Origin of the sequence: Streptomyces mutomycini (assembly GCF_001700505.1) — a bacterium.
GTDB lineage: Bacteria > Actinomycetota > Actinomycetes > Streptomycetales > Streptomycetaceae > Streptomyces > Streptomyces mutomycini.
The window spans coordinates 45,708-59,112 of the sequence record NZ_MAPV01000072.1; the positions used below are offsets into that span (position 1 = coordinate 45,708).

Annotated in this window: 14 protein-coding genes; 9 read left to right on the plus strand and 5 right to left on the minus strand. The window is 69.5% G+C overall.

Annotated features, from left to right (window positions below):
• Window positions 1-141 precede the first annotated feature (141 nt).
• The 4 genes from BFF76_RS11540 to BFF76_RS11555 form a co-directional block, all read right to left on the minus strand.
• A complete protein-coding gene (locus tag BFF76_RS11540; protein WP_208604839.1) occupies window positions 142-924 on the minus strand; it encodes a TetR-like C-terminal domain-containing protein in 783 nt (260 codons plus the stop codon).
• A 289-nt stretch (window positions 925-1,213) separates the two neighbouring features.
• The gene (locus BFF76_RS11545) at window positions 1,214-1,804 is read right to left on the minus strand and encodes a hypothetical protein (protein WP_031096613.1); all 591 of its coding nucleotides are present in this window, start codon (window positions 1,802-1,804) and stop codon (window positions 1,214-1,216) included.
• 130 nt (window positions 1,805-1,934) lie between these two features.
• Window positions 1,935-2,441 (minus strand): hypothetical protein, encoded by a 507-nt coding sequence (locus BFF76_RS11550; protein ID WP_065848147.1) that lies wholly within the window; start codon window positions 2,439-2,441, stop codon window positions 1,935-1,937.
• Between the two features lie 151 nt (window positions 2,442-2,592).
• Complete coding sequence (locus tag BFF76_RS11555) at window positions 2,593-4,179, minus strand: family 20 glycosylhydrolase (RefSeq protein WP_065848148.1); 1,587 nt, start codon at window positions 4,177-4,179, stop codon at window positions 2,593-2,595.
• Window positions 4,180-4,579: 400 nt separating this feature from the next.
• Between BFF76_RS11555 and BFF76_RS11560 the strand changes: the two genes are divergently transcribed.
• From BFF76_RS11560 to BFF76_RS11600, 9 genes are all read left to right on the plus strand, one after another.
• Entirely contained in the window at window positions 4,580-5,110 is a 531-nt protein-coding gene (locus BFF76_RS11560; protein WP_234351867.1) for a 2-oxo-4-hydroxy-4-carboxy-5-ureidoimidazoline decarboxylase, read from the plus strand.
• Window positions 5,111-5,275: 165 nt separating this feature from the next.
• Window positions 5,276-5,656 carry a succinate dehydrogenase, cytochrome b556 subunit gene (sdhC, locus tag BFF76_RS11565; protein ID WP_014154475.1) on the plus strand — a complete coding sequence of 127 codons (381 nt, stop codon included), beginning with the start codon at window positions 5,276-5,278 and terminating at the stop codon, window positions 5,654-5,656.
• 5 nt (window positions 5,657-5,661) lie between these two features.
• A complete protein-coding gene (locus tag BFF76_RS11570; protein ID WP_053930319.1) occupies window positions 5,662-6,144 on the plus strand; it encodes a succinate dehydrogenase hydrophobic membrane anchor subunit in 483 nt (160 codons plus the stop codon).
• 29 nt (window positions 6,145-6,173) lie between these two features.
• Window positions 6,174-7,928 carry a succinate dehydrogenase flavoprotein subunit gene (gene sdhA / locus BFF76_RS11575; RefSeq protein WP_053930318.1) on the plus strand — a complete coding sequence of 585 codons (1,755 nt, stop codon included), beginning with the start codon at window positions 6,174-6,176 and terminating at the stop codon, window positions 7,926-7,928.
• On the plus strand, window positions 7,928-8,695 hold the full coding sequence (locus tag BFF76_RS11580; RefSeq protein WP_031096603.1) for a succinate dehydrogenase iron-sulfur subunit: 768 nt from the start codon (window positions 7,928-7,930) through the stop codon (window positions 8,693-8,695). Before sdhA ends, BFF76_RS11580 begins: the two co-directional genes overlap by 1 nt.
• A gap of 174 nt (window positions 8,696-8,869) precedes the next feature.
• Window positions 8,870-9,460, plus strand: coding sequence for a hypothetical protein (locus BFF76_RS11585; protein WP_031096601.1), 591 nt, complete (start codon window positions 8,870-8,872; stop codon window positions 9,458-9,460).
• Window positions 9,461-10,061: 601 nt separating this feature from the next.
• Complete coding sequence (locus tag BFF76_RS11590) at window positions 10,062-10,496, plus strand: hypothetical protein (RefSeq protein WP_031096599.1); 435 nt, start codon at window positions 10,062-10,064, stop codon at window positions 10,494-10,496.
• A gap of 7 nt (window positions 10,497-10,503) precedes the next feature.
• Window positions 10,504-10,998 carry a thiol-disulfide oxidoreductase DCC family protein gene (locus tag BFF76_RS11595; RefSeq protein ID WP_078850680.1) on the plus strand — a complete coding sequence of 165 codons (495 nt, stop codon included), beginning with the start codon at window positions 10,504-10,506 and terminating at the stop codon, window positions 10,996-10,998.
• A 10-nt stretch (window positions 10,999-11,008) separates the two neighbouring features.
• On the plus strand, window positions 11,009-11,836 hold the full coding sequence (locus BFF76_RS11600) for a TetR/AcrR family transcriptional regulator (RefSeq protein WP_051834685.1): 828 nt from the start codon (window positions 11,009-11,011) through the stop codon (window positions 11,834-11,836).
• Here the strand turns inward: BFF76_RS11600 and BFF76_RS11605 are convergent.
• On the minus strand, window positions 11,823-13,376 hold the full coding sequence (locus tag BFF76_RS11605; protein WP_031096594.1) for an ABC transporter substrate-binding protein: 1,554 nt from the start codon (window positions 13,374-13,376) through the stop codon (window positions 11,823-11,825). The two genes, BFF76_RS11600 and BFF76_RS11605, sit on opposite strands and share 14 nt — an antisense overlap.
• Window positions 13,377-13,405 lie beyond the last annotated feature (29 nt).

The following is a 13,405-nucleotide window of genomic DNA, read 5'->3' on the forward strand; positions in this document are numbered from 1 at the left end:
CGGAGGCCACCTATGGCTCTGCCGGGCCAGGGGTGGCGGCCCCGGTCGTCCTTCAGGAATGCACCTCTCCGCGCGGCAGTCACATCGCGCCTGGACCTCTTGCGTGACCGACGCGCCAGCAGACGGCGTGAGTAGCGGGGTTCAGGAACGGGGCAGTCCCACGTGCACGCCCATGGCTGTCGCCGCGTGGACGAAGAACGCTTCCGGATCGGCGGCGACACCGGCGATGTGCCCGTACGCCTCGAATCCGAGCATGCCGTGCAGTTGGGTCCAGGCAGTGAGCATCCGCGTGACCACGGGGTCCGGCAGTCCCGCGAGCAGACCTGCCGTCAGCGGCTCCACATTCCGGCGCATGCCCTCGGACAGTGCCGGATCTTCGGCATGGGGAGCGAGAACACCGGCTTCCTTCGCCTGATGCAGTGTCGCCAGCAGAGCCAGGACCGTCCGCGCGCCCGCCGCCATCGTCTCGGGGGGAGCGCTGTAACCGGGCACCGGGGCTGCCCAGATCAGCGCGTACTCGTCAGGGTGGTCAAGGGCCCACCGCCGGACGTTCAGGCAGACCTCGACCCATCGGGCCAGGTAGCTCTCCGAGGGGGCGGAAGCGGAGCCGATGGTGTCGGCGGGACCGCTCGACTGCCGCTCGGCTGCGTCACCCATCGCGTTGTACGCGCTCAGCACGAGATCGGTCAGCAGGTCCCACTCACCGGGATACGCCTTGCGGGCATCACTCGGGTCCACGCCCGCTTCCCGGGCCAGACTTTCCAGGTCGAGATCAACTCCGCGGCGCAACGGCAGTCTTCCCACCGCTGCCTCGCGCATCGCCGCACTCACATCCGCGAACCCCGCGTCACGCCGGGTTCCCGCGTCTGCCAAGACCGTGTTCTCGTATTCGGCAGTCGTTCCCGAAGGGTCGGTGACGTCCATCCGGCGGCTCCTCTCTCGTCATCTGTCCGTGCCGGCGCGTGGCCCCTCGCCTTCGATCCGGCATGGCCGCCGCGCCTGGTTAGGCACGATCGACGCACTGCGGGGGCACACCGGTTGATGCCAGACAAGCACAGTGTGCTGACGTGGCGCTGACGGGTGACCCGTTCGTGGCTGGATCCATGCGGGAGCCGGGCGGAGTGGACGCAAAGCTGCAAGTCAGAACGCCATGACGGCCCAGTGCGGCCAGGGGTGACGGCCCCGGTCGTCCTCCCCCTCTCCCTGTCATCCCCTACGGGTTCGCGTCGTCGGCCCTGCCACGGCCGCGAGCGCGGCGGGACATCACCGCGCGCAGCACCCGACGGCCCTCGGTCGACAGATCCAGGACCCTCCGCAGGGCCGCTCCGCCGCCCACGGGTCCGGTGCTGCCGGCGAGGGTCTCCAGGATCTCGGCCTGCCGCAGGAGTTCTCCCGTCACGAGCGGACCCGCCCCCTCGGCCTCACCGCCCCGGCAGCGCAGGAACGCCGCCGTGTCGTCTAGGGCCGGGAAGTCGAACTCCCGGTGCACGTCCAGCGCGAGGAGCGAGCAGGCGTCCGCCCAGGCGCGCAGCGGACCGGCGGCGAAGTCCCTGGGCGCGCCGCCGAGCAGCGTACGTACGCGGGCCGCTTGGGCGTTCGTCCCGGCGGCACCCTCCAGTGCCGCGTGCACGGCGTCGAGCCGGGCGGCCCATTCCGCGCCGCTCTCGCAGCCCGGCCAGAGCGGGCGCAGCGGCTCCGGATCGCTCTCGTCGTCCGGCGGCGGAAGACAGCGGTCCAGACAGGCGACCGCGCTCGCCGCCAGACCTCGCTCGTCGGCACGCGCGAGCAGTTCCAGCAGGCTCATCGACGCCACCCCCATCGGCATATCGGCCCTCGGTCCCCAGGGAGCGCACCGCTCCCGTCACCGCTTACCGCGTACAGCGCCAGATGGCTGAAAAACGTCACTCTCCCGACATGGGAGATCGCAGCAGGACTCAGCCGGGCAGGCCCTCGACGCCCAGTCGGTCCAGGAAAGCGAAGAATAGTTCCTCTGCGGACCACTCCGGCTGCTCGATCCGCAGCAGTTCGAGCAGCGGCCCCTCCCGGACGTCCTGGCCGGTTTCCGCCGCCCAGCGGACGGCTCGGGCCGCCGCGTCCTCGGGTGGCAGGAAGAGGTCCTCGACCGTCGCACCGCCCCCGTCGAGGAGCGCGGCCATCGGCGCCCTGCCCAGGCAGGCGTACCAGGACCCGCTGTGCGGTGCCGCCGCCTCGACTGCCACACAGGCACCGTCCATGACGAAGCCGAGGAGGACCGGCGCCCGTGCGGCGCCGGCGAGCGCGGTCATGCTGCCGAGCGGGGGTTCGGTGGGATGGGACCAGACCTGCCAGCCGTCCGCGCGGTACTCCCGCAGCGTCAGACGCTCGCGCGAGTCCCGCAGCGCGGGGTGGCCGATGAGCGGCTCACCGCTGCGGCCCACCAGATAACAGCCCCAGAAACCCACGCCGTGCTCCCCCCGCGGTCCGGGCTGCCATTCTTCCCTCCCCGGCAGCCCGGGAAGCGCGAGAACGGGTCGATCCGGACGGGGCACCGCCGCGCCCCCTCCCGGGGAGGGGGCGCGGCAATTTCCTTCGGTGGGATCACCCGGACACGGCTCAGCCGGTCTCGTCAGCCAGCTTCTGGAACTGCGCCCAGGTCAGCTTCGGCTCGCGCGGGTCCCACAGCTTCTGGGAGACCGCGTTGAGCGGCATCCGGATCCCTTCGGCCACCTGCTCCTGCGTCTGCGCGTTCGGCAGGTCGCCCCAGACCGCGAACCGGCCGCCCAGGATCTGCTTCGAGTAGCGCTCGGCCACCGGCTCGGTGCCGCGCAGGACGAACGGGGTCCACTGCTCGTAGATCCGCTCGCCCGTCGGGTAGATGAAGTCGTTGGGCTCGCCGAGGACGTAGTAGAGGTACTCGTCGTTGAGGTTGACCACCTTGCGGCCCTCGGCCAGGTAGTCCTGGGGCGGACGGGCTCCGATCTCCTTGCCCGTCCAGTACTCCACCTCGATGCCCTTGTCCGCGGTGACCGTGCCGCCGCTGAAGAAGCCGTCGTTCCACGCCTTGGGGATCTTCTCCGCCTCACGGATGACCGCGGCGCGGTCGTTCAGCCAGCCCTCCGTGAGGTCCTGGACGGTGGCGTCGGCGCCGTACTTCTGCCGGGCGGCCGCGGCGAGCTGCGGGTAGGAGGCCTGCGGGCTGCTGACCGTGAGCGCCTGGTACTCGTCCGCTCCGACGTGGAACCAGTCGCCGGGGAAGAGCTCGGCGTACTCCTTCAGCAGGTCGTCGACGATCTCCGCCGCCTCCGGCTCCGAGATGTCGATGGCGCCCTGGCGGGCCACGCCCTGGGTGTTGCGCAGCTGGAGGTCGGGGTGCGCGCGTAGGACGGCGCCGAGGTGTCCGGGGGAGTCGATCTCGCCGACGACGGTGATGTGGAGACTCTGCGCGAGCTTCACGATCCGGCGGACCTCGGCCTTGGTCAGGTGCTCGTCGGAGACGACCTCGGGGTGGGTGTCGGACTCGATCCGGAAGGCCTGGTCGTCGGAGAAGTGCAGGCCCAGCTGGTTGAGCTTGAGGTCGGCCATCTCGTGCAGCCGGTTCTCGATCCAGTCCGCGGAGTAGTGCTTGCGGGCTATGTCGAGGTTGAGGCCGCGCTGGGGCCGGTCCGGGGTGTCGCGCACGACGCCCTCGGGCACGGTGTCGTCGGCGTTCAGCGACTGCTTGAGGGTGCGGGTCCCGTAGAAGACGCCCGCCTCGCCGGGGCCGCTGATCGTCACCCGGTTGTCCGCCGTCTTCAGGGTGTACGACTCCGGGTCGCCCTTGCCCGGGGCCGCGATCGCCAGCTCGACGTCGCCGGAACGGGCGGCCTTCTCGCCCCGGTAACCGATCTTCAGCTCCTCGGCGAGCAGCTTCGCCTCGTCGGCGAGCTCGGGGTCTGCCGCGACGACGGAACTGTCCTTGGCCGGTTTCCAGCCCGGCCCGCGCGCGGCGGTGTGCTCCCGGACGGCGGGTATCGTCCGCGGCGTCGTGGAGAGGGGGTAGCTCCGGGTGGGCGAGGGCGAGGCGGAGGTGCGGGACGACGCCGACGCGCCGTTCCCCGCGCCGGGGCCGGAGTCCTCGGGCCAGACGACGACGGTGAGGGTGACGGCGGCTGCCACCGCGACGGCGGCGCCGGCGACCAGGGGTGCACGTGAGGGCGACATCGGTCAGAAACCTCCGGATCGGGGGAGAAACAGTTCAAAGAAGATGAGAAAACCGGGCATTTCCCCCGCTTATTCGTCCATCAAGCGTTCCGAAACTCTCCCGTGCGGGTGAATTTCTCGCGTCCTTGGCTTGCGCGTCGTTCCGTCTCGCTAGCGTGACGGACACAGGAACCAGTCTTCACTCCCACCCCGCGCAACCTCGTAGCTCTCCGACCCCTCTCCAGGGTCACAGATGTCATTCATTCGAGGAGTCCCGCTGTCCAGGTCCAGCGAGCCCCACGTCGACCTGCCGAAACCGGCGCAGCAGGCCGCGCGGACGGCCGTACCCGTCCAGTACGGGGGCACCGCCCCGACCCTTCGGGCGGCCCCGGTGAAAGCCCCCGTTCCGCAACCAGTGTCCGTGAGCACACGCCCGAGTGCCCACTCGAGTGGCCTCGCCCGCTTCAACGCCTGGCCCCCTGACCTGGCGGAAGCCGCCCTGCTGGAGTGCTGCGGCAGCCACCGCTGGGCGCACCGGATGGCCGCCCACCGCCCCTATCCGGACCTGGAGACGCTGCTCGCCGCGTCCGACGAGGCGGGGTACGACCTCGCGCCCGCCGATCTCACCGAGGCGCTCGCCGCGGAGTGCGCTCCCTGCCTGCACCACGACGCGCCCCGCGCCGCCCATCTGGCCCTGCGCGCCGCGCACGCCGCGTACGAGAGCCGGTTCGGCCACGCCTTCGTGATCTGCCTCGACGGCCTGCACCCCTCCCAGCACGTCAACCAGGTCCTGGCCGCCATCCGCACCCGCCTGGCACACGAACCGGACGAGGAGCGGTCCCTGACCGCGGAGGAGATGCGCCGACTCGCCCGGGGCCGCATCATCGAGCTGGTGACGGAGGCGGGCCTGGCGCCGGGCCCGTTCCCCCCGGTGGCATATGACCCCCGGTAGCCCGTCCGTGCCAGTTTGACTGCCGCTTTGATCACACCGGAGCCCCCGCCGCCATGGAACCGACAAAGCGTCGCTACGATGGCCAGGGCCGGTGGACCGTACCCGGCCGGGTCAGACCGACAGTCAAGCCGGCGGCCCCAATCCCCGCTCCCGGAGGGTTCTTCCGTGCCGGCTGGAACGCTGTACCGCGGCCGGGAAGGCATGTGGTCCTGGGTGGCTCATCGAGTCACCGGTGTCCTCATTTTCTTCTTCCTGTTCGTACACGTCCTGGACACCGCTCTCGTGCGTGTCTCCCCCGAGGCGTACGACGACGTCGTGGCCACCTACAAGACCCCGCTCGTCGCGCTGCTCGAGTACGGCCTGGTGGCCGCAATCCTCTTCCACGCGCTGAACGGTCTCCGGATCGTCGCCGTGGACTTCTGGGCCAAGGGCCCGCGCTACCAGAAGCAGATGCTCTGGACCGTCCTGGGTATCTGGATCGTGCTGATGGTCGGGGCCCTGTACCCCGTCCTCGGTCACGCCGTACGCGAAGTCTTCGGGAGCTGACGCCGATGTCCACCGAGACACCTTCTTCTTCCGCGATCGGTGACGTCGAGGCCACAGGCCTGTACGACGTCGACAACCCGGCCCCGGTGATCGAGCCCCCGCGGCAGCGCACGGGCAAGACCCCCAAGGGTTCGCGCACGAACTTCGAGATGTACGCCTGGCTCTTCATGCGCCTGTCGGGCATCGTGCTGGTCGTCCTCGTCATCGGCCACCTGCTGATCCAGCTGGTGCTCGACGGCGGCGTGTCCAAGATCGGCTTCGCCTTCGTCGCCGGCCGCTGGGCCTCGCCGTTCTGGCAGGTCTGGGACCTGGCGATGCTGTGGCTCGCCATGCTGCACGGCGCCAACGGCCTCCGTACGGTCATCAACGACTACGCCGAACGGGACAACACCCGCTTCTGGCTGAAGATGCTCCTGTACACCGCCACGGTGTTCACCGTCCTGCTGGGCACGCTGGTGATCTTCACCTTCGACCCGAACATCCGCTAGGCGCCGGGACAGAGGGACCAGAGGAAACCATGCAGATCCACAAGTACGACACCGTCATCGTCGGCGCCGGCGGCGCCGGCATGCGCGCGGCCATCGAGTCGACCAAGCGCAGCCGCACCGCCGTGCTGACGAAGCTCTACCCCACCCGCTCCCACACGGGCGCGGCGCAGGGCGGCATGGCCGCCGCGCTCGCCAACGTGGAGGAGGACAACTGGGAGTGGCACACCTTCGACACGATCAAGGGCGGCGACTACCTGGTCGACCAGGACGCCGCCGAGATCCTCGCGAAGGAGGCCATCGACGCCGTCCTCGACCTGGAGAAGATGGGCCTGCCGTTCAACCGGACGCCCGAGGGCCGCATCGACCAGCGCCGCTTCGGCGGTCACACCCGCAGCCACGGCGAGGCCCCGGTCCGCCGGTCCTGCTACGCCTCGGACCGCACCGGCCACATGATCCTCCAGACGCTGTACCAGAACTGCGTCAAGGAGGGCGTGGAGTTCTTCAACGAGTTCTACGTCCTGGACCTCCTGCTCCAGGAAGTGGACGGGGTCAAGAAGTCCGCGGGCGTCGTCGCCTACGAGCTGGCGACCGGCGAGATCCACGTCTTCCAGGCGAAGTCGATCATCTTCGCCTCCGGCGGCACCGGCAAGTTCTTCAAGGTGACGTCCAACGCCCACACCCTGACCGGTGACGGCCAGGCCGCCGCGTACCGCCGCGGTCTGCCGCTGGAGGACATGGAGTTCTTCCAGTTCCACCCGACGGGCATCTGGCGCATGGGCATCCTGCTGACGGAGGGCGCCCGTGGTGAGGGCGGCATCCTCCGCAACAAGGACGGCGAGCGCTTCATGGAGAAGTACGCGCCGGTCATGAAGGACCTCGCGTCCCGTGACGTCGTGTCCCGCTCCATCTACACGGAGATCCGTGAGGGCCGCGGCTGCGGTCCCGAGGGCGACCACGTCTACCTCGACCTCACGCACCTCCCGCCGGAGCAGCTGGACGCGAAGCTCCCGGACATCACCGAGTTCGCGCGTACGTACCTCGGCATCGAGCCCTACACGGACCCGATCCCGATCCAGCCGACCGCGCACTACGCCATGGGCGGCATCCCGACCAACGTCGAGGGCGAGGTGCTGGCCGACAACACCACCGTCGTCCCGGGCCTGTACGCCGCCGGCGAGGTCGCCTGTGTCTCCGTGCACGGCGCCAACCGGCTCGGCACCAACTCGCTGCTCGACATCAACGTCTTCGGACGCCGCTCGGGCATCGCCGCCGCCGAGTACTCCGCGAAGAACGACTTCGTCGAGCTTCCCGAGAACCCGGCACAGCTGGTCCAGGACCAGGTCGAGCGCCTGCGCAACTCGACGGGCACCGAGCGGGTGCACACGCTCCGCACGGAGCTGCAGGAGTGCATGGACGCCAACGTGATGGTGTTCCGCACCGAGCAGACGATCAAGACGGCGGTCGACAAGATCGCCGAACTGCGGACGCGCTACCTCGACGTGTCCATCCAGGACAAGGGCAAGCGGTTCAACACCGACCTGCTGGAGGCCATCGAGCTGGGCAACCTGCTCGACCTGGCCGAGGTCATGGCGACCTCCGCGCTGGCCCGCAAGGAGTCTCGCGGCGGTCACTACCGCGAGGACTTCCCGAACCGCGACGACGTCAACTTCATGCGCCACACCATGGCGTACCGCGAGGTCGCGGACGACGGCACCGAGTCGATCCGGCTCGACTACAAGCCGGTCGTCACGACCCGCTACCAGCCGATGGAGCGTAAGTACTGATGGCTACCCCGACCCTGGAAAAGACCGACAAGGCCGAGGCCGGATTCGGCGACACCCCGTACATCACGGCCACGTTCCGGATCCGCCGCTTCAACCCGGAGGTCTCCGACGAGGTCCAGTGGCAGGACTTCCAGATCTCGATCGACCCGAAGGAGCGTGTCCTCGACGCCCTTCACAAGATCAAGTGGGAGCAGGACGGCACGCTGACCTTCCGGCGCTCCTGCGCGCACGGCATCTGCGGCTCCGACGCGATGCGGATCAACGGCAAGAACAGGCTCGCCTGCAAGACGCTGATCAAGGACATCAACCCGGAGAAGCCGATCACGGTCGAGGCCATCAAGGGCCTCACGGTCCTCAAGGACCTCGTGGTCGACATGGACCCGTTCTTCCAGGCCTACCGCGACGTCATGCCCTTCCTCATCACCAAGGGGAACGAGCCGACGCGTGAGCGCCTGCAGTCCGCCGAGGACCGCGAGCGCTTCGACGACACCACCAAGTGCATCCTGTGCGCCGCGTGCACGTCCTCGTGCCCGGTGTTCTGGAACGACGGCCAGTACTTCGGCCCGGCGGCGATCGTCAACGCGCACCGCTTCATCTTCGACTCGCGTGACGAGGCCGGTGAGCAGCGTCTGGAGATCCTCAACGACCGTGACGGTGTGTGGCGTTGCCGCACGACGTTCAACTGCACGGACGCCTGCCCGCGTGGCATCGAGGTCACCAAGGCGATCCAGGAAGTGAAGCGCGCGCTCATCACCCGCCGCTTCTGACACACGCGTTGCTCCACAAGGCCCCGCTTCGCGCACGGACCGTGCGGGAGGCGGGGCCTCTTGGTGCATCGGGCGGGCCGGGACGGTACGGTCATCCGGAGCCGGTGACCGGCTCGCCTCTCCCGTAGCAGCACAGCCCGGGAGCAGACTGCTTGATGGAGAACGGGGAACGTCATGAGCGATCCGAATCCGTACGCGGACGACTCATACAAGTGGGGCCCGCCCCAGCCGCAGGGCAATCCGCCCACGATGCCGGACGGCCAGAGCTACGGCTACCCGGCCGCCGGCGCCCCGCCCGCGTACGGCTATCCGCAGCCGCTGCCCGAGGGCGCGGCACAGCCCGGCCCCGGCTACGGCTATCCGGGTCCAGGCCAGCCCACCGAGACCGGCTTCAACCTGCCGGTCCAGCACGGTGGCGGCGGAGTGCCGATGCTCTCGCTCGGTGACATCACGGTGATGAACGACAGCATCGTGACCCCGTCCGGCACCCTGCCGCTGAAGGGCGCGGTGTGGACGGCGACCGACATGTCGCGCACCGAGGAGAAGATCCCGACCGTGGGCATCGTGCTGGCGATCGTCTTCGCGCTGTTCTGCCTCATCGGCCTGCTGTTCCTCCTGATGAAGGAGAAGCGTACGACCGGCTTCGTGCAGATCACCGTCACGAGCGGCGGGCGGCACCACCAGACGATGATCCCCGCGACGGGGCCCGAGACCTTCCAGTGGGTCATGTCCCAGGTCAACACCGCGCGTTCGATGAGCGCCTGAGAGCCCTGCTGACGGTCAGTCACCTGCACGCGGGGGCCCGGTCCGAGATCACCTCGGACGCCGACGAGGCGGCCGACACCCCCGGAGTGGGCCCGTGCCGGCCTGATCGCGATGACCGCACCTGGCCGCCCGAGGGCGGCAGCGGCGGCTGTGCCGGGTCCCTCCCGCCGGCTCGCATCCCGCTCACGGCCCCCGCGCCGGGCACCGGCTGAGGCGCGCGTCCCACCGCCACTCCACGCCCGGGCGCCGACAGTTCCTGGCAGCTCGACGTCACTCTGACCCGCTGCAGCCGGTGGCGGCGCTCGCGTCGGCCTTCGGGCAGGCGCCGCTGCGGCATGCCTTCCGCTTCGGCGTCGACCAGGCTGTGCCTGGGTGGAACGAGCGCCGGCCTCCGCCCCGCCCGTGCCCCTGCCCGGCCTCCGCCCCGGACGAATCATGGGCCGAGCCAGCAAGGCCCTCACCCGCTGATTGCGCGTCACCCCCTCCCGCACTGGCGGCGATCCAGCGTTCCGGCATGCGCCGGGGCGCCACTTGAACATGTTCAAAGACAGGCCTACAGTCATGACATCAGCTTTTGAACACGTTCAAGGGAGGGTGGGGCATGGACCTCACTGTGCTCGCCTACGTCATCTACCTGCTCATCAGCGTGGCGCTCACCATCTGGGTCGCCCGCACGCTCAGCCGCAACGGCAAGGTCTTCCTCGCCGATGTGCTCCACGGCAACGACAAGCTCGCGGACGCCGTGAACCATCTGCTGGTGGTCGGCTTCTACCTGGTCAACCTGGGCTTCGTGACCCTCTACCTGAAGAACGCCGACGGGGTCGCCGACGCGCGGCAGCTCTTCGAGGCGCTGTCGGTGAAGATCGGGGTCGTCCTGCTGGTCCTCGGCGTGATGCACCTGGGCAACGTCTACGTGCTCAACAAGATCCGCCGCCGCGGACTCATGGAGCGCGAGCAGACCCCGCCCGTGCCGCCGCAGGGATGGGCGGGCCCCGGGAGCCAGGGCCCCTGGGCGGCACCCACCACCGGAAGGTGAGCCGGCCATGACGGACGCCAAGGACACGTCGGACACCCCGGACAACCTCGCGCAAGGCCGCGCGTCCGCCCCGGGCCCCGGCTCCTACCCTCCGGTCACCCGTCTCACGGTGCTCTACGACGCGGGGTGCCCGCTCTGCGTCCATCTGAGGCACTGGCTGCAGAAGCAGCGCCAGCTCGTACCGCTCGATCTCGTCCCGGCAGGTTCGCAGGAGGCGAGGGACCGCTTCCCCGGGCTCGACCACGCGGGGACACTGGAGGAGATCACGGTGGTCGGGGACCGGTGGCAGGTCTACCGGGGGAGCGCCGCCTGGATCGTCTGCCTCTGGGCCCTGGCCGAGCACCGGCCCCGGGCCCACTGGCTGACCACTCCCCTGGGCCGTCCGTTCGCCCGTGCGACGGTGCTCGCCGCGGCGAAGTACCGGTCCCTCACGGCGGAGCCGTGCGCCTCCGCCGACGGGCCCTGCCGACTGCCGGATCCTGTGGGCGGATCTCCCGGATAGCCTGGGGACCGTGGTGAAGGAAGAGAAGAACGTGGCTGACGCGAACGCGGCGAAGCCGGCCGGAGCAGGCAGGACGGACAGGTCCGCCAAAGCCCCGAAGAGCGAGCAGACCCGCACGCTGATCCTGGAGACCGCGCTCCGGCTGTTCGAGGAGCGGGGGTACGACCGGACGACGATGCGGGCCATCGCCCAGGAGGCCGGCGTCTCCGTCGGGAACGCCTACTACTACTTCTCCTCGAAGGAACACCTGGTCCAGGGCTTCTACGACCGGATCGCCGCCGAGCACGAGGCAGCGGTCCGGCCGGTCCTGGCAGGCGACACGGATCTCGGCGTACGCATCCGCGGTGTGCTGCTCTGCTGGCTGGACGTGGCCGAGCAGTACCACCGCTTCGCCGCCCAGTTCTTCAAGAACGCCGCCGACCCGGACAGCCCGCTCTCCCCCTTCTCGGAGGAGTCCGTGGCCGCCCGCGAAGCCGCGATCTCCGTGCACGAGCGGTGCCTGGCCGGATCCAGCACCAAGCACGACCCGGAACTTGCCGCGCTCCTGCCGCAGTTGATGTGGCTGATGCAGATGGGGCTGGTGCTGTTCTGGGTCTACGACCGGACCGAGGGCACCGAACGCAGCCGACGGCTCGTCGAGCGCACGGCGCCGATCGCCGCACGGGCGATCGCGCTCTCCCGTTTCCGGGTGCTGCGACCGCTCGTACGGCAAGTCAGCGACGTCCTGGTGGAATTCATGCCCGGCACGGCGAAACGGCCGGACCGGGGCGGGCCCGAAGCCACGGACACCCCGGACGCCCCCGACGCGCCGGGTGCCCCGGACATCAGATCCAGCTGAGTTCCCACAGCCGCCAGATCCCTGTGCCGTCGGAGAGGTACTGGGATCCGGACACGGACTGCTTGCTGACGACGTAGTCCTTCTTCTGCCACAGCGGGATCAGCGGAACGTCCTCGCCGACCAGCTGCTGCAGTTCCTTGAAGGGGGCCGAGGTCCGGCCGCGGTCGCTGTACTGCTGCGTGGCCGCGATGAGCGCGTCCATCTTCTCGCTGGTGTAGCCGTTGTGGAGGGAGTTCTCACGGCCGACCAGCGGCTGGCTGAAGGTGTCGGGGTCAGGGAAGTCGGGAAGCCAGCCGACGGTGTACGCGTCGTACTCCCCGGCCGCGTAGCCCTTCTGGAAGGCCTGCCACTCCACGGCCTTCTCCGTGACCTCGAACAGCCCGTCCTTCTCCAGCTGGCGGACCAGCTCGGCGGACTCCTCCTTGTTGGCGTCGTCGTCGCGGTGGGCGAAGGTGATGCGCAGCGGAAGTTCCACACCGGCCTCCTCCATCAGCGCCCTGGCCCGCTTCGGCTCCGACTGCGGGTAGGAGTCGAAGAACGGGGTGCTGTGCCCGATGTAGCCCTGCGGGATCAGTGAGTAGAGCGGCTCGACGGTGTTCCGGTAGACCTTCGTGACCAGCGGCCCGCGGTCGATGATCCAGGCGATGGCCTGGCGGACCTTCCGATCGGCGAGCGGCGCGCCGTCACGGACGTTGAAGACGAGGTTGCGGATCTCGGCGCTGTCCGCCTCGGTGACACGCTGGTCGGTGGCGCCCGGGTCGAGCTCGGCGAGCTGCTCGGGCGGGAGCTGACGGTGCGTGACGTCGACGTCCCCGGCCGTCCAGGCGTCCTGGAGCGCCTCGGAGCCGTCGAAGTAGCGGATGCCGACCGCGACGCCCGTCTTCTTCAGCGCGCCCTTGTACGCCGGATTGGGCACCAGCTCGGCCTTGATCCCGGGCTCGTACGACTTCAGCGTGTACGGGCCCGAGCCGTCGACCTGGTCGTCCGTGCGGAGCTTGTCCTTCGGGTACTGGGCGGGGTCGACGATCGATCCGGCGCCCGTGGCCAGTTTCTGGGGGAACGTCGCGTCCCGGGCCGAGAGGTTGAAGGTGATCGTGCGCCCCTCGGACACGATGGTGTCGAGGCTGGGGAACAGCACCGAGGGGCCCACGTCGGCCTTGATCCTGAGCATGCGCTCGAAGGAGTACTTGACGTCCGCGGCCGTGATCTTGCGGCCGTTCGAGAAGGTCAGGTCGTCCCGCAGCCTGCACTGGTACGTCTGGAGCTTCTGGCCGATGAAGCCGCAGCTCTCGGCGGCGTCCGGTTCCGGTACGACCGCCCCGGGCCTGAAGGTCATCAGGGACTGGTAGAGGTTGCTGTAGATGGCCCAGGAACCGGCGTCGTACGCGCCGGCCGGGTCGAGCGAGGTGACCTCGTCGGACGTGCCGACCGTGATCGGGGACTCGTTCGCCCGGTCCGACGGAAGCAGTTGCCAGGCGCCGGCGCCCGCGATGACCAGTACCGCCAGAATCGCGACGATCCGCAGACGGATGAACCGCATGTGCCGTGCTCCCTTTGCCCCACCCCGGC

Excerpts from the sequence above, each read along its gene's own strand:
- BFF76_RS11540 (WP_208604839.1), bottom strand. The coding sequence starts at position 924 with ATGGACGTCACCGACCCTTCGGGAACGACTGCCGAATACGAGAACACG.
- BFF76_RS11545 (WP_031096613.1), bottom strand. The coding sequence starts at position 1,804 with ATGAGCCTGCTGGAACTGCTCGCGCGTGCCGACGAGCGAGGTCTGGCG.
- BFF76_RS11555 (WP_065848148.1), bottom strand. The coding sequence starts at position 4,179 with ATGTCGCCCTCACGTGCACCCCTGGTCGCCGGCGCCGCCGTCGCGGTG.
- BFF76_RS11570 (WP_053930319.1), top strand. The coding sequence starts at position 5,662 with ATGTCCACCGAGACACCTTCTTCTTCCGCGATCGGTGACGTCGAGGCC.
- sdhA (WP_053930318.1), top strand. The coding sequence starts at position 6,174 with ATGCAGATCCACAAGTACGACACCGTCATCGTCGGCGCCGGCGGCGCC.
- BFF76_RS11580 (WP_031096603.1), top strand. The coding sequence starts at position 7,928 with ATGGCTACCCCGACCCTGGAAAAGACCGACAAGGCCGAGGCCGGATTC.
- BFF76_RS11585 (WP_031096601.1), top strand. The coding sequence starts at position 8,870 with ATGAGCGATCCGAATCCGTACGCGGACGACTCATACAAGTGGGGCCCG.
- BFF76_RS11590 (WP_031096599.1), top strand. The coding sequence starts at position 10,062 with ATGGACCTCACTGTGCTCGCCTACGTCATCTACCTGCTCATCAGCGTG.
- BFF76_RS11595 (WP_078850680.1), top strand. The coding sequence starts at position 10,504 with ATGACGGACGCCAAGGACACGTCGGACACCCCGGACAACCTCGCGCAA.
- BFF76_RS11605 (WP_031096594.1), bottom strand. The coding sequence starts at position 13,376 with ATGCGGTTCATCCGTCTGCGGATCGTCGCGATTCTGGCGGTACTGGTC.